At 63.6% G+C, this 16191-nt stretch carries 17 protein-coding genes; 8 read left to right on the top strand and 9 right to left on the bottom strand.

Annotation, left to right across the window (positions count from 1 at the left end; genetic code table 11):
- Nucleotides 1–13: 13 nt before the first annotated feature.
- From RHIBR816_RS0120315 to RHIBR816_RS0120300, 4 genes are all read left to right on the top strand, one after another.
- Nucleotides 14–817 carry a transporter substrate-binding domain-containing protein gene (locus RHIBR816_RS0120315; RefSeq protein WP_018238430.1) on the top strand — a complete coding sequence of 268 codons (804 nt, stop codon included), beginning with the start codon at nt 14–16 and terminating at the stop codon, nt 815–817.
- A 64-nt stretch (nt 818–881) separates the two neighbouring features.
- Nucleotides 882–1586 (top strand): amino acid ABC transporter permease, encoded by a 705-nt coding sequence (locus RHIBR816_RS0120310; protein WP_018238429.1) that lies wholly within the window; start codon nt 882–884, stop codon nt 1584–1586.
- Nucleotides 1583–2242, top strand: coding sequence for an amino acid ABC transporter permease (locus tag RHIBR816_RS0120305; RefSeq protein WP_018238428.1), 660 nt, complete (start codon nt 1583–1585; stop codon nt 2240–2242). Before RHIBR816_RS0120310 ends, RHIBR816_RS0120305 begins: the two co-directional genes overlap by 4 nt.
- Nucleotides 2223–2954 carry an amino acid ABC transporter ATP-binding protein gene (locus RHIBR816_RS0120300; protein ID WP_018238427.1) on the top strand — a complete coding sequence of 244 codons (732 nt, stop codon included), beginning with the start codon at nt 2223–2225 and terminating at the stop codon, nt 2952–2954. The genes RHIBR816_RS0120305 and RHIBR816_RS0120300 overlap by 20 nt, the downstream gene beginning before the upstream one ends.
- A 107-nt stretch (nt 2955–3061) precedes the next feature.
- On the opposite strand, the gene RHIBR816_RS0120295 is transcribed toward RHIBR816_RS0120300, so the two are convergent.
- From RHIBR816_RS0120295 to RHIBR816_RS0120270, 6 genes are all read right to left on the bottom strand, one after another.
- Nucleotides 3062–4933 carry a cation:proton antiporter gene (locus RHIBR816_RS0120295; protein ID WP_245262632.1) on the bottom strand — a complete coding sequence of 624 codons (1872 nt, stop codon included), beginning with the start codon at nt 4931–4933 and terminating at the stop codon, nt 3062–3064.
- Between the two features lie 240 nt (nt 4934–5173).
- Nucleotides 5174–6190, bottom strand: coding sequence for a LacI family DNA-binding transcriptional regulator (locus tag RHIBR816_RS0120290; protein WP_026187235.1), 1017 nt, complete (start codon nt 6188–6190; stop codon nt 5174–5176).
- Between the two features lie 121 nt (nt 6191–6311).
- Complete coding sequence (locus RHIBR816_RS0120285) at nt 6312–6644, bottom strand: hypothetical protein (RefSeq protein WP_018238424.1); 333 nt, start codon at nt 6642–6644, stop codon at nt 6312–6314.
- Nucleotides 6641–7528: an NAD(P)-dependent oxidoreductase gene (locus tag RHIBR816_RS0120280; protein WP_018238423.1), complete on the bottom strand. Its 888-nt coding sequence runs from the start codon at nt 7526–7528 to the stop codon at nt 6641–6643. The genes RHIBR816_RS0120285 and RHIBR816_RS0120280 overlap by 4 nt, the downstream gene beginning before the upstream one ends.
- On the bottom strand, nt 7525–8061 hold the full coding sequence (locus tag RHIBR816_RS0120275; RefSeq protein WP_084811127.1) for a gluconokinase: 537 nt from the start codon (nt 8059–8061) through the stop codon (nt 7525–7527). The genes RHIBR816_RS0120280 and RHIBR816_RS0120275 overlap by 4 nt, the downstream gene beginning before the upstream one ends.
- Complete coding sequence (locus tag RHIBR816_RS0120270) at nt 8030–8785, bottom strand: SDR family oxidoreductase (protein WP_018238421.1); 756 nt, start codon at nt 8783–8785, stop codon at nt 8030–8032. Before RHIBR816_RS0120270 ends, RHIBR816_RS0120275 begins: the two co-directional genes overlap by 32 nt.
- A gap of 86 nt (nt 8786–8871) precedes the next feature.
- Here RHIBR816_RS0120270 and RHIBR816_RS0120265 point away from each other — a divergent pair, with 86 nt between their 5' ends.
- From RHIBR816_RS0120265 to RHIBR816_RS0120255, 3 genes are all read left to right on the top strand, one after another.
- Nucleotides 8872–9819, top strand: coding sequence for a 2-hydroxyacid dehydrogenase (locus RHIBR816_RS0120265; RefSeq protein ID WP_018238420.1), 948 nt, complete (start codon nt 8872–8874; stop codon nt 9817–9819).
- Between the two features lie 13 nt (nt 9820–9832).
- Nucleotides 9833–10864, top strand: coding sequence for an L-idonate 5-dehydrogenase (locus RHIBR816_RS0120260; protein WP_018238419.1), 1032 nt, complete (start codon nt 9833–9835; stop codon nt 10862–10864).
- Between the two features lie 140 nt (nt 10865–11004).
- Nucleotides 11005–11901: an SMP-30/gluconolactonase/LRE family protein gene (locus RHIBR816_RS0120255; protein WP_018238418.1), complete on the top strand. Its 897-nt coding sequence runs from the start codon at nt 11005–11007 to the stop codon at nt 11899–11901.
- A gap of 22 nt (nt 11902–11923) precedes the next feature.
- Here the strand turns inward: RHIBR816_RS0120255 and RHIBR816_RS0120250 are convergent, their stop codons facing one another.
- Both RHIBR816_RS0120250 and RHIBR816_RS0120245 read right to left on the bottom strand, forming a co-directional pair.
- A complete protein-coding gene (locus RHIBR816_RS0120250; protein ID WP_018238417.1) occupies nt 11924–12976 on the bottom strand; it encodes a GH25 family lysozyme in 1053 nt (350 codons plus the stop codon).
- A gap of 363 nt (nt 12977–13339) precedes the next feature.
- Nucleotides 13340–14260 (bottom strand): alpha/beta hydrolase, encoded by a 921-nt coding sequence (locus RHIBR816_RS0120245; RefSeq protein ID WP_034816555.1) that lies wholly within the window; start codon nt 14258–14260, stop codon nt 13340–13342.
- A gap of 180 nt (nt 14261–14440) precedes the next feature.
- Here RHIBR816_RS0120245 and RHIBR816_RS0120240 point away from each other — a divergent pair, with 180 nt between their 5' ends.
- Nucleotides 14441–15397 carry a LysR substrate-binding domain-containing protein gene (locus RHIBR816_RS0120240; RefSeq protein ID WP_018238415.1) on the top strand — a complete coding sequence of 319 codons (957 nt, stop codon included), beginning with the start codon at nt 14441–14443 and terminating at the stop codon, nt 15395–15397.
- Between the two features lie 486 nt (nt 15398–15883).
- Here the strand turns inward: RHIBR816_RS0120240 and RHIBR816_RS0120235 are convergent.
- A partial coding sequence (locus tag RHIBR816_RS0120235; RefSeq protein WP_198294148.1) for a transposase occupies nt 15884–16191 on the bottom strand: 308 nt, incomplete at its 5' end.

Below are 16191 nucleotides of genomic sequence, written 5' to 3'. Positions count from 1 at the left end.
TGGAGGAGAAACTATGACGATTTCGAAATTCATGCGCACCATGGTGGCCGCCGTTGGAATAGCTGCAGCCGGCCTGGCGTCGGCCGCCCAGGCGCAAGCCGCCACGCTCAACGACATCATCTCGCGCGGCACCGTCCGCATCGGCGTGCTGACCGGCGCGCCGCCGATGGGCATGGTCGACGAGCAGGGCAACCCGACCGGCTACGACGTCGACGTGGCGAATTTGATCGCCGGCTATCTGTCGCTGCCGGTCGAGCTCGTGCCCCTGACGCCGCCGGCCCGCATCCCGGCTCTCCAGACCGGCAAGGTCGATTTTCTCGTCGCCACCCTGGCGCCGACCGGCGAGCGCGCCAAGACGGTGATGTTCACCCAGCCCTACAGCGCCTTCAACATGGACATCATCTCCGGCCCCGACCAGAAATTCGCCAAGCTGGCCGATCTCGAAGGCAAGCGCGTCGCCGTCAACCGCGGCTCGTCGCAGGAGACGGCGTTGCGCAAGGCGGCGGTTCCCGGCCTGGAAATCGTCGTCTACGAGGACGATTCCACCAGCGCCCAGGCGCTGATCGCCGGACAGGTCGATGCGGTTGCGCTGCCCTCGACGGTCGGCGAGGCGATCATCAAGCAGCGCCCGGATGCCGGCCTGCAGGTCGGCTTCACCTTCTTCCAGCAGGGCAATTCGATGGCGACGCGGATGGAGGACTTCGAGATCCGCCAGTGGCTCAACACCGCCATCTACCTGATGAAGATCTCCGGCGATCTCGACAAGATCGCCACGAAGTGGACCGGCCGGCCGATGCCGGCGCTACCGACCTTCTGATCGCGTCTCTCAAAGATTCGCCGGCGATACGTCCGGCGGATCCCCCAACGTCGACGGAGTCTTCATGTCCTACACGTTTCAGTTCGGCGTGCTGGCCCAGTACCAGGACCAGATCCTGAGCGGCATCTGGCTGACGATCAAGATTTCGGTGCTGTCGATCATCCTCGGCTGCGCCGCCGGCATCGTGCTTTCCTCGGTCCGCTCCATCTGGGGCGGTGCGGTCCGCTTTCTCGTCGATGCCTATGTCGAGATCATCCGCAACACGCCCTTCCTGGTCCAGCTGTTCATCGTCTATTTCGGCTTGCCCGGCCTCGGCCTTCGCGTCGGCGCCGATACGGCTGCGCTGATCGGCATGACCATCAACCTCGCCGCCTATTCGACCGAGATCATCCGCGCCGGCATCGAGGCGGTGCACAAGTCGCAGATCGAGGCCGGCGAGGCGCTCGGCTTCACCCGTTTCCAGATCTATCGCCACGTCATCATCGTGCCGGCGATCGCCAAGGTCTATCCGGCGCTCTGCAGCCAGTTCGTGCTGATGATGCTGGCCTCCAGCATCTGCTCGGCGATTTCGACCCAGGAGCTTGCCGCCTCGGCCGCCTTTATCGAATCGCAGACCTATCGGTCCTTCGAGATCTATATCGCGGTGACGCTGATCTATCTGGCGCTGGCGCTGGCGCTGCGCGCCGCCCTTGCGCTGATCGGCATGTGGCTCTTCGGCCGCCGCGTCGCCCGGCGAGCGATGACGGCACTTCCGGAGGTGCAGGCATGACCCTCAAGACCTTCGGTTTCGATCAGTTCGGCTTTCTGCTTTTTTCGTTGCAATGGACGATCCTCCTGACGCTCATCGCGCTGATCGGCGGGGGCCTTCTCGGCTTCGCCGTGGCGCTCGCCCGCACCGCGCAGCTGAAGCCGGTCCGCATTGCCGCGGCTACCTATATCCAGGTGATCCAGGGCATCCCGGTGCTGATGATCCTGTTCCTGTCCTACTACGGCCTCAGCCTCGCCGGTTTCGAATTGCCTCCGCTGTTCGCGGCCGGCGCCTCGATGACGATCTACGCGTCCGGCTATCTGGCGGAAATCTGGCGGGGCTGCATCCAGGCGGTGCCGAAGCAGCAGTGGGAGGCGTCCGAATCGCTCGCCATGACCCGGCTGCAGCAATATCGCTATGTGGTCCTGCCGCAGGCGATCCGCATCTCCCTGCCGCCGACCGTCGGCTTTGCCGTCCAGGTGGTGAAGAACACCTCGATCACCTCGATCATCGGCTTCGTCGAACTGGCCCGGGCCGGGCAGCTCATCAACAATGCGACGTTCCAGCCGTTCCGCGTCTTCCTGGCGGTGGCCGCCCTCTATTTCGTTGTCTGTTACCCATTGTCCCAGCTGTCGCGCTTGCTGGAAAGGAGGCTCCATGCCGGAAGTAGTCGTTGAAAACGTCCACAAGAGCTTTGGCGCTCTCGAAGTCCTCAAGGGCGTGTCGCTTTCGGTCGGGCGCGGCGAGGTCTTCGCGCTGATCGGCCGGTCGGGATCGGGCAAAAGCACGCTGCTGCGCTGCATGAACGGCCTCGAAAAGATCAATTCGGGCAGGATCGAGATCGCCGGCCACGCGCTCGGGGGCGACGCTAAGGCGCTGCGCAAGCTGCGCACCGATGTCGGCATCGTCTTCCAGAGCTACAATCTCTTTCCGCACCTGACGGTCGGCGAAAACATCATGCTGGCGCCGCGGATCGTCAAGGACGTGGCGAAGACGAAGGCCCGGGAGGTCGCCCGCGAGGTGCTGCAACTGGTCGGGCTGTCGGAAAAGTTCGATTCCTATCCGGACCAGCTTTCCGGCGGCCAGCAGCAACGCGTCGCCATCGCCCGGTCGCTCGCCATGCGGCCGAAGGTGATGCTCTTCGACGAGGTGACCTCGGCGCTCGACCCGGAACTCACCGAGGAGGTTCTGATGGTGATGGAGCAACTCGCCCGCGACGGCATGACGATGATCCTCGTCACCCACGAAATGGGCTTCGCCCGGCGCGTCGCCACCCAGACGATCTTCATGCACAAGGGAAAGATCTGGGAAGAGGGGCCGTCTGCCGCCCTCTTCGCCGATCCGCAGACGCCGGAACTGCGTCAGTTCGTGAAATCGGACGTCAAATAACGATCGACGCTTCGGTCGCGTCCGTCCGGCCATCCGATCGCTATATGAGCTGTGTGGCTCCGCCATCTCGAGGGGCGGAAGACCATGGTATCGTGCTTGGCACGGTGTCAGCGCGAGCGCGTACGGTCCGCATCTTCCCTGGGACTACGGTCCTCAACGTGTTCGTGCTCCTCGGAGCTGGAGCGCGGCCGATTGGTCAACTGACCCGCCGACTGAGGTGCCCGGATGGCCTGCCTTTCTCGGCCGGAGCCGTCGGTAGGCTGCAGCAGCTTGCGAAATTCATCGCGTTTCTCGTGGATCGATGCAATCACCAGGCCCATCGGAATGCCGATGTCAACGAGCACGGCTTGCGAAAGCTGGAGGCTGGCCTCTATGGTCTCCGGCACTGCATCCGTGACTTTCAGCGCGTACAATTCCGTTGCGTGCATCGCATCTCGCGCCCTCGCGACAATCGTCAGATCCGGCCGCACCGATCGCGCAGCGCGGACGATGGATCCAACCGCGTCGGCATTGTCCAAGGTCACGACGAGCGCACGGGCACTCTGAATTCCACAACGCCGAAGCAGCTCGATCTGGGTGGCGTCTCCGTAAAAGATCGTATGACCGCAAGCCCGCTCCTTGGCGACCAGGGTAGGATCGGCGTCGATCGCCAGGAACCGCAGGTCGTGTCGTGTAAGCATCTCAGCGACCAATTGTCCGACGCGCCCATATCCGATCACGATTACGCGCTCCAGGCCGTCGTCGTGCTGGGGCGTCAATCCTGCGACAGCAGCTTCATTCATATGGGCAGATGTGGCGCCGCGGCCGAGTGTGCGGATCAGCAGCGGAATTCCGATCATGGTCAGAGTAGCCGCGACGGTGGCAGTGGCGCCGGCATCAGCAGGAACGACATTGCCTGCAACAGCCGCACCGACAAGGATCAACGCGAATTCGCCGCCGGGGCCCAGTACGACCGCCAACTCGCCGGCCGCCCGGTTCGGCAAGCCCATCAGGAGCGCTATGGGGAACAGGATAACTGCCTTGATGGCAAAGAAGCCGATTGCGACACCCAGTGTGGGGATCGGGTTGGCAATGATCTGCGAAAGATCCAGGCGGGCGCCTACGGAGACGAAGAAGAGGCCAAGCAGAAGTCCCTGAAAGGGCTGGATCGTCACCTCGATCTGCCGGCGATATTCGGTTTCGGCCAGCAGCAGTCCCGCGACGAAGGCGCCGAGAGCCATGGACTGGCCGCTGAGCGCTGTGACAAGGCCAGAGCCAATCACGACCAAGAGGCACGCGGCGACGAACAATTCGCCGCTCCTTGTTGCGGCGACAAGCTTAAACAGCGGCCGAAGAACCAGCCGACCCAGCCCGGCCATTGCGATGAGCGCAATTGCGGCGGGAGTGAGCGCATACAGCAAGCCGGTGCCGAGCCGGGTCCCGCCACTTGCACCCAACATCGTCACCATGAAGAGGAGCGGCGCTACTGCCAGGTCCTGGAAGAGCAGCACGGCGAAACTCGCGCGCCCAACCGTGGAGTTCAGCAATTTGCGCTCGACGAGCGACGGCAGAATGATCGCCGTCGAGGACATTGCGAGCGCGCTGCCAAGGACCACCGATGAAGCTGGCGTTTGCCCCAGCAATGCCGCGACGGCCGCAAGAACAGCCGTGGAGGCGAGAAATTGCATTCCGCCTAGCCCGAAGACGAGCCTGCGCATAAGCAGAAGGCGATTCCACGACAGCTCGAGCGCGATCATGAAAAGAAGGAATGCGACGCCGAATTCAGCCAGATGCGTGATCTGTCCAATATCTGATATCGAAACTGCAGAGAGCCACGGTAGCTCTCTCGCGAGAGCTCCAAGACCGAACGGGCCAAGCACTATGCCGGCGGCCAAAAACCCGAAGACCGGGCTCAGTCTCAAGCGCCCGAAGAGAGGCACAATTACGCCGGCCGTCGCTAGAAACAGCAGAAGCTCCTTGTAACTTTCTGGTCCCGCCATCATCGACACTCTCAAATTCCATGCATCGCCTGCACCGGCTCCGGTGCCATTTGCACCGCCAGTGCCAGGACCACACTGAGTTTCCCCTGGCGGATTCTACTCTCATTCGGGTGATACTGTCTCCGCAGCGATGACAGGTACCGGGCCAGCGGTTCAAATCCGCTCAAGGAGAGGAGACCACGGCGCCACGCGCGCGACCGCGGCGCGCGCGAATTCGTCCGCTATCGCGAAGTGGGCACTTTACCGGCTGGTTTGCCGCAATATCAGATCGGGCCGGATCGTCACCCGGCCCGGCCGGTCGAGCTTGCCGTCGAGCACATCGAGGATCAGCTCCGCGGTTTTCGCGCCGATCTCGCCGGCAAAGGCGTTGATCGTCGTGAGACTCGGAACCGAGATCGCGCCGATCTCGTAGTCGCCGAAGCCACCGATGGCGATCCGGTCCGGCACGGCGATGCCGCGCCGCTGGCATTCTGTGAGCGCCCCGAAGGCGGAAAGGTCGGAGACACAGATGACCGCCTCGGTGTCGGGAAAGCGCTCGAGCAATTGCCCCATGGCGTTGGCGCCCTCGCGCATCGAGATCGGCGGCGGCCCGGCGGCGATCAGGCGCGGCGCATCGAGCCCGTGATCCTTCAAGGCGGCGATGAAGCCCTGGCGCCGGTCGGCGCCGCGCGTGTCGCGGTCCGCATCGCCGCCGATGAAGGCGATCTTGCGGTAGCCGACAGCGACGAAGTGGTCGACCATTTCGCGCACGGCCTGCGCGTTCGAGAAGCCGACGACATGGCCGATCGGTTCCTCCGGCAGGTCCCAGGTTTCGATGACGGGAATGCCGGCATTCGACAGCAGCTTGCGGGCGCGCGGCGTGTGCTTGCCGCCGGTCACGACGATCGCTTCGGGCTTGCGCCGCAGCAGCTGCTCGATCAGCCGTTCTTCCTCCCGGACGTCGTAATTGGTGTAGCCGAGCAGGATCTGCAGGCCCCTGTCCGAGACGCGGTCCGAAAGCGCCCGCACCGTATCGGCGAAGTTGGCATTGTTGATCGACGGGATCGTCACGGCGATGAAATCGGTGCGCTGCGAGCGGAGATTGGATGCGGTGCTGTCGAAGACGTAGCCGAGCTCTTCCGCGGCAAGCAGCACCGCCTCGCGGGTCTCTTGGCTGACCGAACTGTCACGCTTGAAGGCGCGCGAAACGGTCATCGGCGAAACGCCGGTTCGCCGCGCCACGTCGGCCATCGTCGGGGGTTTGCGAGAATTGTGCATCGGCATCCATGTTATCGTTACCAATCCAACTACACCCGGATTGTCGATGGAATGCAAGCCTCTCCTGCACGGGAGGGCCAAATGCAGCGAGCGGCACCTTCAGCGGTGCCGCCCGGGAGCTTCAAAGGCGGTATTCGTTCGCCTGTGTGACGTGGTGGTGGATGCGTCCCTCGAAGAAGCGCGCCAGCACCTCTTCCGTCGCAGCCTTCGCCGCTGCGCGCGCCGGGCTCGCCAGCGCCGTCTCCACGGTTGCGAGATCGGGATAGTTGATCGCCAGGATCATCGGGATCTCCGGCGCTCCGTCGTCACGGAAATCCGCAAAGGTGACGCGCACGTCGAGCGCACCGGGAAAGGCCTTCCACTTTGGCAGGATGTTGTCCAGCACCGCGGCCCGGAAGGCCTCGGTCTCGCCCTCCTTCACCTTTCCCTCGAACAGCGCATAGCGTGTGATCATCCGATAATCTCCTTGTTGGGTCCCTTGAAATATTCCATCAGTGCCGCCTGGTCCTCGCCGCCGAGGCCGGCCGCCGTCAGCATCCGGTGCACTTCCGCGCAGGTCGCGGTCAGCGGCATGGCGGTGTTGGTGCGGCGGGCGAGGTCCTGCGCCCCGTTCAGATCCTTCACCATGTTGTCGATCCGGCCGGTGCGCCGATAATCCTTGGCGACGAAGCGCGGCATGTATTCCTGCAGGATGGCGCTGTCGGCCCGCCCGCCCTTCAGCGCCTGCGGGATCTTCGCCGCGTCGACGCCGGCGTCGAGCGCCAGCTGCGTCGCCTCGGCGACGGCGAGGAAATTCAGGCCGCAGAGAACCTGGTTGATCAGCTTGGTGGTCTGTCCGGCGCCGGACGGCCCCATATGCGTGTAGTTGCTTGCGACATGCCGGAGCACCTGATGGGCGTCCGCCACGTCCTCCTCCTTGCCGCCGGCCATCAGCGTCAATTGCCCGAGGAGCGCCTTCGGGGCGCCGCCGGAAAGCGGGCTGTCGACCCAGCGCAGGCCGTTTTCCGCGGCTTCCCGTGCCAGCGCCCTGGTGGCTTCCGGATCGATCGAGGACATGTCGATGATGAGGGTTCCGGGCTTGGCGCCCTTGGCGACACCGGTCTCGCCGAAGACGGCGATATGGACGATCTTCGCCGAGTTGAGGCTGAGGATGACGGTGTCGGATGCCGCCGCCGCTTCCGCCGCGCTCGCCGCCGCGCTTGCCCCCTTGTCGATCAGCTCCTGGACCTTGGCCCGGTCGAGGTCGAAGACGGTCAGCTGATTGCCGGTCTCGACGAGCCTCGTACCGATGGCGCCGCCCATGGCTCCGGCGCCGATCAATGCAACCCTGTTCGTCATTCTCGCAGTCCTCCCAGTTGCGCAGTGATCGACTCGACGACCGCCTCGAGCGGCTGGTCGATGTCGACGCTGATGGCATTTTCGTCCGGTCCCGGCGGCTCGAGCGCCGCGAACTGGCTGGCAAGCAGCGCCGGCGGCATGAAATGGCCCTGCCGCTCCTTCATCCGCTTCTCGATGACCTCGACGGTGCCGGCGAGATGGATGAAGGTGACGGGTTCGCCGGCCGCCCGTTCGATGTGCTGGCGGTAGGCGCGCTTCAGCGCCGAACAGCCGATGATGGTGGGTCCCGTGCCGGCCGCAAGCGCTTCGCCGACGCGGCTCAGCCATGGCCAGCGGTCTTCGTCCTGCAAGGGGATGCCCTGGCTCATCTTGGCGATGTTTTCCGCCGGATGCAGGTCGTCGCCGTCGAAATAGACGGCGCCGAGGCGCGTGGCGAGCGCGGCGCCGACAGAGGACTTGCCGCAGCCGGCGACCCCCATCAGCACCATGCGCCGTGGGATATCAGAGTGATGCGGTGATGCCGCCGTCGACATAGAGCACGTGTCCGTTCACAAAAGAGGATGCATCGGAGGCGAGGAAGATGCAGGCGCCGACCAGCTCCTCCACCTTGCCCCAGCGGCCGGCCGGCGTACGCTTTTCGAGCCATGCCGAGAAGTCCGGGTCGGCGACCAGAGCGGCGTTGAGCGGTGTGTCGAAATAGCCGGGCGCGATCGCATTGCACTGCAATCCGTATTTCGCCCAGTCGGTCGCCATGCCTTTGGTGAGATTGCCGACCGCGCCCTTGGTGGCGGTGTAGGGGGCGATGCTCGGGCGGGCAAGGGCCGTCTGGACGCTGGCGATGTTGATGATCTTGCCGGCGCCGCGCTTGATCATGTGGCGCGCCACCGCCTGGCCGACATTGAAGACCGTGGAAATATTGGTCCTGAGCAGCTTCTCGAAGGCGTCGGCGGGGAAATCCTCGAGCGGCGTGCGGTGCTGCATGCCGGCATTGTTGACGAGGATGTCGATCGGCCCGACCTCCGCCTCGAAATGGTCGACGGCGCTTCGCGCGGCTTCGTGGTTGGTGGCGTCGAAGGCGAGCTTTTTTGCGCCGGCAATGCGCGCGGCGGCTTCGGCAAGCTTTGTCTCATCCCGCCCGTTGAGGACGACTTCCGCGCCGGCTCCCGCGAGGCCGCGCGCCAGCGCAAAGCCGATTCCCTGCGACGAACCGGTGACAAGCGCCCGCCGGCCTCTGAGATCGAACAGTTCAAGGGCCATTTTTCCTCCCGCATTTCATCTCGACAACCAGGGTTGATCTGTTTATGTTATCGATAACATTCAATGTCAAGGGACGGAGATTTGAATTGAGCAAGCCGAATATTCTTCAGGTCGGACCCTATCCGGAGTGGGACCAGGTGCCGCTCGACGAGGCCTTCACGGTGCATCGCTATTTCGATGCCGCCGACAAGGCGGGTTTCCTCGCCGAGGTCGGCCCGAGCGTGAAAGCGATCGCCACCCGCGGCGAGCTGGGTGCGACCCGCGCGATGATCGAGGCCTGCCCGGTGCTGGAAGTCATTTCCGTCTATGGTGTTGGATTCGATGCCGTCGACCTCGCCGCCTGCCGTGAGCGCGGCGTGCGCGTCACCAACACGCCCGACGTGCTGACCAACGACGTCGCCGATCTCGGCGTGGCGATGATGCTCTGCCTGTCGCGCGGCATGATCGGCGCGGAAAGCTGGGTGAAGGACGGCAGCTGGGCGACGCAAGGCCTTTATCCCCTGAAACGGCGCGTCTGGGGCCGTCGCGCCGGCGTGCTCGGCCTCGGCCGGATCGGCTACGAGGTGGCCAAGCGCCTCAAGGGCTTCGACATGGAGATCGCCTATTCCGACGTTTCCGCGAAGCCCTACGCATCCGATTGGGAATTCATCGCCGATCCGGTGGCGCTGGCCGCGCGCTCGGACTTCCTCTTCGTCACGCTCGCCGCCTCGGCCGCGACGCGCCATATCGTCGGCCGCGAGGTAATTGCCGCACTCGGCGCCGAGGGCATGCTGGTCAATATTTCCCGCGCCTCCAACATCGACGAGGAGGCGCTGCTCGAGGCGCTGGAAAACAAGACCCTCGGCTCGGCGGCGCTCGACGTCTTCGAAGGCGAGCCGGCGCTGAACCCGCGTTTCCTCGCGCTCGACAACGTGCTGCTCCAGCCGCACCATGCCTCGGGCACGATCGAGACGCGCAAGGCCATGGGCAAGCTGGTGCGCGACAATCTCGCCGCGCATTTTGCCGGCCAGCCGCTGCTGACGCCCGTTTTGTAAGGAGGAGGTTCCGATGAAAGCGATCGTCGTTCACGGCGCAAAGGACCTGCGCATCGAGGAGCGTGCCGTCGAGGCACCGGCTGCCGGCGAAGTGCGGCTTCGCCTTGCCGTCGGCGGGGTCTGCGGCAGCGACCTGCATTATTACAACCACGGCGGCTTCGGCACCGTGCGCCTGCGCGAACCGATGATCCTCGGCCACGAGGTCTCGGCCCATGTGGACGCGCTCGGGCCGGGCGTGGAGGGGCTGAAAATAGGCCAGCTCGTCGCCGTATCGCCGTCGCGGCCCTGCCGGACCTGCCGCTATTGCCAGGAAGGGCTGCACAACCAGTGCCTCGGCATGCGCTTCTACGGCAGCGCCATGCCTTTCCCGCATATCCAGGGCGCCTTCCGCGAGGTGCTTGTCGCCGATGCGATCCAATGCGTGCCGGCCGATGGCCTCACCCCCGGCGAGGCAGCGCTTGCCGAACCGCTGGCGGTGGCGCTGCATGCGACGCGGCGGGTCGGCGACATGCTCGGCAAGCGGGTTCTCGTCACCGGCTGCGGGCCGATCGGGGTGCTGTCGATCCTCGCGGCACGCCGTGCCGGTGCGGCTGAAATCGTCGCGACGGATCTGTCCGATTTCACCCTGGCGCTCGCCAAAAAGGCCGGCGCCGACCGGGTCATCAACATGAAGAGCGAGCCGGATGCGCTCGCGCCCTATGGCGCCGAAAAGGGCAGCTTCGACGTTCTCTACGAGTGCTCCGGTGCCGCGCCGGCGCTTGCCGCCGGCATCGCCGCGCTTCGCCCGCGCGGCATCATCGTCCAGCTCGGGCTCGGCGGCGACATGAGCCTGCCGATGATGGCGATCACCGCCAAGGAACTCGAACTGCGCGGTTCCTTCCGCTTCCACGAGGAATTCGCCACCGGCGTCGGGCTGATGCAGAAAGGGCTGATCGACGTCAAGCCGCTGATCACCCACACGGTGCCGCTTGCCGACGCGGTCACCGCCTTCGAGCTGGCGAGCGACCGCAGCCAGGCGATGAAGGCGCAGATCGCCTTTTCCTGACGGACGCTTGCCGCCGCCGCGACGGCGGGGCAATCTGCGGACAACCGGAAGATGGGACGACGCGGGCGCGTTCCGCGTCGGCAATCGGGCGGTATCGGATCGCTGCTTTTCAATAGATAAGAATCGGGAGGAAAATCGGAATGTCGTTCTTCGAGGCGGTCGACCCCAGCTTCAAGTCCTTCGTCATGGGCAATGCCCCTCTCAAGCAGATCGCGACCGGCTTCGACTGGGTCGAAGGGCCGGTGTGGTTCGGCGATGCCGGCTGCCTGCTCTTTTCCGACATTCCCAACAACCGCATCCTCCGCTTCTTGCCGGGCGTCGGCATCTCGACGTTCCGCAGCCCCTCGAACTATGCCAATGGCCATACGCGCGACCGCGAGGGGCGGCTCATCAGCTGCGAGCACGGCACGCGGCGCGTCACGCGGACGGAGCTCGACGGATCGATCACGGTGATCGCCGACGGCTACCAGGGCAAGCGGTTGAATTCGCCCAATGATGTCGTGGTGACATCCGACGGTTCGATCTGGTTCACCGATCCGCACTACGGCATCATGACCGACTACGAGGGTTTTCGCGCCGAGCAGGAATTGCCCTGCCAGGTTTACAGGGTCCGCCCGTCGGGTGAAATCGAAGCGGTCCTGACGGATTTCAACTGCCCGAACGGCCTCGCCTTCAGCCCGGACGAGAGCCGGCTCTACGTCGCCGACACGGGGCGCATGTTCTCCTCGGACCCGCAGCACATCCGCGCGTTCGACGTCGGCGCCGATGGTGCGCTTTCCGGCGGCGAGGTTTTCCACGCGATCGCGCCCGGCGCCGCCGACGGCATTCGCGTCGACAGCGACGGAAACCTCTGGTCCTCGGCCGGCGACGGCGTGCATTGCATAGCCCCGGACGGACATCTGATGGGCAAGATCCTGGTACCGGAGCGCGTCTCGAACATCTGCTTCGGCGGCCGCGCCAAGCATCAGCTGTTCATCACGGCGACGACGAGCGTCTATACGATCACGCTCAACCGCAAAGGCGTGCAGCGGCCCTGACGCGGGATGCAGCCCACGAGCCTCAGGTAGAACTCCCCGCCGTCCAGCGGTGCCATTCCGCCTCGCTGCCGTGGAAGACGTTGAGGTCGATGCGGCCGTCGACGCCGTGCGACAGGCCGGAGCCGGAATATTGCCAGAACAGCCATTTGCGGCCCGGATAGACCTTCGACGGATGGGCGGCGACAGAGCGCAGCCAGAAGGGATGGTTGGGGAACGCGTTCCTCAGATTGTCGCGATAGAAATCCGGCGCGGTGTAGATGACCGGCCGCTGGCCGTAGTGCCGCTCCAGCTTGTCCATGAAGACCTGCATCTTCTCCCGGATTCGCTCCGGAGAGAGGCGCCGCTTGCAGCTCGACTCGCCATTGTATTCGACATCGATGACCGGCGGCAGGGCGTTCGCCTCGCGCGGCACGTTGCGGATGAACCAATCGGCCTGTTCGCCGGCGGTGCGGCACCAGTAGAAGAAGTGATAGGCGCCGCGCTTCAGGCCGGCCTGCTCGGCCCGGCGCCAGTTCTTCTTGAACATCGGGTCGAGATGGTCGCCGCCATCGGTCGCCTTGATATAAGCGAAGTTCGCGCCCTGCGTCCTTAGCTTCTCCCAGTCGATATTGCCCTGCCAGCGTGACACGTCGACGCCGTGCACGGCCATCTTCCTCGGCGACCGCTTGCCGAAATTGATCGGCTTGGCGTCGCGGAAGCGATGGCTGTAGACGCGCGACCGGTTGCGCGGCGCTTCGTCGATCGCCGGGTTGTCCGGAACGACCATCGCCACCGGCCGGTCCATCGGCACGGGCATGCCGGCTTCGCTCTCCATGGAGGTGAAGGCCTCCGGTTGCGGCGCCTGGCCGGCCCAGGCGAGCTCTTCCGGCGGCTCGCTCGACGCTTCGGCCATGGCGACGTCGCCGGAAGGAACCGGCCCGGGTACGGAGACCACCGGGGCGGCAGGCGGGACGACCGAGCTCGTCACCTCGCGCGACGGACGCGGCGACAAGACCGCCTCCGGACCGGAACTGGAAGCGCATCCCGAAAGAACGAGGCAGATGAGGAAGATTGCTGGCGCAGCCGACAAACGCATTGGAGACCCGTACGCAGAACATTGTCGACGGCGGGGAGCATGATGCCGTCGCGACTGATCGGAAGTGCTAACGGGAAATTACCAACAAAGATTGAATGCGAGCTTAACGGGCGTAGGCACCGGGGTGCGACTCTAGCGGCGAAAAACCATGCTTGGTACCCGACGCAGCCGGAGTGTCCAAGGGCGACATCGCGCCAGAAGCGGTTATTGCCAATCGGATATTCTAACGTCGCATTCGGGGCCGACGGCCGACCGTCCGCTGCCAAGACACCCAACAGGAAAAGCGGACATCGAAGTTCTTGCCGCCAAGGGCTGAATGGCCCAAAGCCGTCATCGGACTTGCTTGTCGTGCTTGGCTGACCGTCAACCGAGCTTGCTGTGGAAGTGCGACGCAACCCGGTCAGCAGCCTGGCGCACTGTCTCGGCTTGGTCGTAAAAGTCGTAGTGTTTTCCCTCTGTCCAATGTAATTCTTTCGGACCCGCCAAAAGGCCATACATTTTGCGAGCCTGATCAGGGAACGCTGCGCCATCTGAGTGAACTACGAGAGCTGGTGCCGTAACATGCGGAGCCTGGGCCAAAGGATCAAACGCGAGCCAGGGCTCCCACGCCATAACTGCAAATTCGTTGCGCCAGGCGCGAACGCTCCCGCCGCGTGAAGGATCCATATAGTATTCGTTGGGGCCGGAGCTCACCGCAGTTTTGTCGTTCGGCATATAGGCGAAGACCGTTTGGATTACCCCTTCGTCGTCATAGCGCTTACGCGCCTCTCGACTTGCCGCGATCCGGCTGTCGATACCCTCTTTGCCGCCGAACATCTTCAACACCAGTTCCGGGTCGGAGAAAAAACCTGCGACAGTGGCTAACGCGCCCACATTGGGATCTTTCGCGGCCGTGTAAAGAGCCGTGCCGCCGGACGTGCAAATTCCGAGGATACCGGTCCCGGCGACGTCGCTACGTTTCTTCAGGTACCGCAAGGCGGCCGACAAGTCCTCTGCCTTTGAAGCTTGGTCCTCGAACTGCCGCATCGCACCGCTACTCTCGCCGTAATTGCGATAGTCAATTGCGAGCGCAATGATGCCGCGCCGGGAAAGCTCGCCGGCATAATTTCCGCCCATCTGCTCCTTCACCGAGGTTAGCGAACCGCCGACCGCCACGGCCGGATAGCGGCGTGATGGATCATGTCCCTCTGGAAGATAAAGATTGGCTACGACGAAACCGTCCCCGCTCTTAAAGCTGACTTTTTCAGGCACTGGCTGGGTTCGCTCGGTAAGGGTTTGTGCCATGGTGTTTTTTCCTGCGCTGAGAAGGAAGGCGGTCGCACCGATAGCTAGACCGAGGTTCCGGCGAGTAATCGTTGTTAGGGGCATGTCGGCGCTTCCTCATTATTCGCTCAAGTAATATTTGGTGGAATCCAGTTTGATAATCTGCAAAAATATGAAAGGGTTTTTAAGTTAGATTTGATAATGCGAGCGGACCTACTGGATGGAATAGTCGTCTTTACCCGTGTCGCGGAACGACGCAGTTTTACCGCTGCTGCGCTCGAACTCGGCGTGACGCCTGCTGCAATCAGTTGGACGGTCAAGCAACTGGAAGCGCGTGTGGGCGCGCCGCTTTTCACCCGCACAACACGATCTGTAGGCCTTACCCAAGCGGGACAACTTTTTTTGGAGCAGGCTACAGCGGGCATCGCCTACGTTGAAGCTGCATATGAGGCGGCTCAGCGCCTCAGTGATAACCCAAGGGGGCTGCTGCGCTTGAGCGTACCCTATGTGGCGCAGACGCTTATCGAGCCCATGCTCAAGGGATTTACTGACGCATACCCGGACATCGAACTCGAACTGGTCTTTGAGGACCGTTTTGTCGATGTCGCCGGAGAAGGCTATGATGCTGGCATCAGGGTCGGGGAAATGATCGCACAGGATATGGTGGCCGTACGGCTCACCCAAGCTTCTCCGAGGGTGGTTGTGGGGTCACCTGCTTACTTTGCAGATCGCGGGAAGCCTCTGCGGCCGGAAGAGCTTGAGCATCATGCCTGTATCAATATTCGCCTCGCCGGAGGCGCGGTCTACCGGTGGGATTTTGTAGAGCCCACTGAGGAGAGCGACACCAGAGCCTTCTCGATGGATGTGAAGGGGCCTTTAACCGTTAACGGGCCTGGAACTTCTCTTGCTGCTGCGCAGGCGGGGACAGGCCTGGCCTATAACATCGGTGTTGTTGTCGAACCGCTGATACGGCAGGGACTGCTTGAAACGTGCCTTGAAACCTTCATGCCCACTAGTCCTGGCTTTTTCATCTTCTTTCCTAGCCGTAAACAGATGCTGCCGAAGCTCCGCGCATTCGTGGATTATTGGCAGCAGTCCACCAGCCTCATGCAAAACCATCTCACGCAGAAATCTGAGTCGCGTCTCCACGATGGCTAACTATGTTGAACGACCGCTTATGGCGCTAAGGGACGTAACCCTGCCAAAACAATATCCGCTTCAAGGCCGGCCCGACCACGGCATCTATGACCGACTTGAGGGCGCAAACCTGCCGTTCACGCGCAACGAATTGGCAGTCTGCTTCGGCGAAGGTTTTTCGATGCGGGCCGCGGCGCGACGGTGGTGGCTGGGCCTGTGTCGGCCCGCGTTGACAAACCTCCCAAGGAGGAGGCCGCGGGGGCTGGGTAGAGCGCCTATGGGGAAAGCGTGCGGCTGCGGTTTTTCAAGGGGGCTATCGGCGGCAGCGTCGGGTGCGAAGGTGTAGCCCCGAAGTCTTGCATGAGCCGATCGGGATCGGGGTCACAGGTCTTTGGTAGGTTCGCGCCGGCGATTTTTCAGTGTGCTGGGTTGCCTTAGGCTGACCGGCGCCACCCCGGAACGCCTCGTCGATGCGGACCAGCCTCGGCTGATGTGAGATGGATTTCGTCATGCGGCGTCCTTTCGGGGTGGCGCGCGGCATCTGGGTTGTTGGCCGCGGCGGAAGATCTCGACGATGCGCATCGGGCCGCCGCAAACCGGGCATGGCTCTCTCAGGGTGAGCGGCGTGACCTCGGCGTTTGGTGCGTCGTGCTGCGATGGCGTTTGCGCCCCGAGCAGTTTCCTGATCCTTGCGATATTGGCCTTGTGGCCTGCACTGGCGAGCAGACCGTAATGGCGGATGCGGTGGAATCCGTCGGGCAGCACGTGGATCAGGAAACGGCGGATGAACTCGTCGGTGGCCAGCCGCATCACCT

Origin of the sequence: Ensifer sp. BR816, from assembly GCF_000378985.1 — a bacterium.
Lineage (GTDB): Bacteria > Pseudomonadota > Alphaproteobacteria > Rhizobiales > Rhizobiaceae > Sinorhizobium.
The sequence above is the reverse complement of the archived record's forward strand: the minus strand, read 5'-3'. Positions and strand labels throughout refer to the sequence as shown.

Excerpts from the sequence above, each read along its gene's own strand:
- RHIBR816_RS0120290 (WP_026187235.1), bottom strand. The coding sequence starts at position 6,190 with ATGCACAATTCTCGCAAACCCCCGACGATGGCCGACGTGGCGCGGCGA.
- RHIBR816_RS0120240 (WP_018238415.1), top strand. The coding sequence starts at position 14,441 with ATGCGAGCGGACCTACTGGATGGAATAGTCGTCTTTACCCGTGTCGCG.
- RHIBR816_RS0120260 (WP_018238419.1), top strand. The coding sequence starts at position 9,833 with ATGAAAGCGATCGTCGTTCACGGCGCAAAGGACCTGCGCATCGAGGAG.
- RHIBR816_RS0120295 (WP_245262632.1), bottom strand. The coding sequence starts at position 4,933 with ATGGCGGGACCAGAAAGTTACAAGGAGCTTCTGCTGTTTCTAGCGACG.
- RHIBR816_RS0120285 (WP_018238424.1), bottom strand. The coding sequence starts at position 6,644 with ATGATCACACGCTATGCGCTGTTCGAGGGAAAGGTGAAGGAGGGCGAG.
- RHIBR816_RS0120245 (WP_034816555.1), bottom strand. The coding sequence starts at position 14,260 with ATGGCACAAACCCTTACCGAGCGAACCCAGCCAGTGCCTGAAAAAGTC.
- RHIBR816_RS0120275 (WP_084811127.1), bottom strand. The coding sequence starts at position 8,061 with ATGTCGACGGCGGCATCACCGCATCACTCTGATATCCCACGGCGCATG.
- RHIBR816_RS0120255 (WP_018238418.1), top strand. The coding sequence starts at position 11,005 with ATGTCGTTCTTCGAGGCGGTCGACCCCAGCTTCAAGTCCTTCGTCATG.
- RHIBR816_RS0120270 (WP_018238421.1), bottom strand. The coding sequence starts at position 8,785 with ATGGCCCTTGAACTGTTCGATCTCAGAGGCCGGCGGGCGCTTGTCACC.
- RHIBR816_RS0120315 (WP_018238430.1), top strand. The coding sequence starts at position 14 with ATGACGATTTCGAAATTCATGCGCACCATGGTGGCCGCCGTTGGAATA.
- RHIBR816_RS0120280 (WP_018238423.1), bottom strand. The coding sequence starts at position 7,528 with ATGACGAACAGGGTTGCATTGATCGGCGCCGGAGCCATGGGCGGCGCC.
- RHIBR816_RS0120250 (WP_018238417.1), bottom strand. The coding sequence starts at position 12,976 with ATGCGTTTGTCGGCTGCGCCAGCAATCTTCCTCATCTGCCTCGTTCTT.
- RHIBR816_RS0120305 (WP_018238428.1), top strand. The coding sequence starts at position 1,583 with ATGACCCTCAAGACCTTCGGTTTCGATCAGTTCGGCTTTCTGCTTTTT.
- RHIBR816_RS0120310 (WP_018238429.1), top strand. The coding sequence starts at position 882 with ATGTCCTACACGTTTCAGTTCGGCGTGCTGGCCCAGTACCAGGACCAG.
- RHIBR816_RS0120300 (WP_018238427.1), top strand. The coding sequence starts at position 2,223 with ATGCCGGAAGTAGTCGTTGAAAACGTCCACAAGAGCTTTGGCGCTCTC.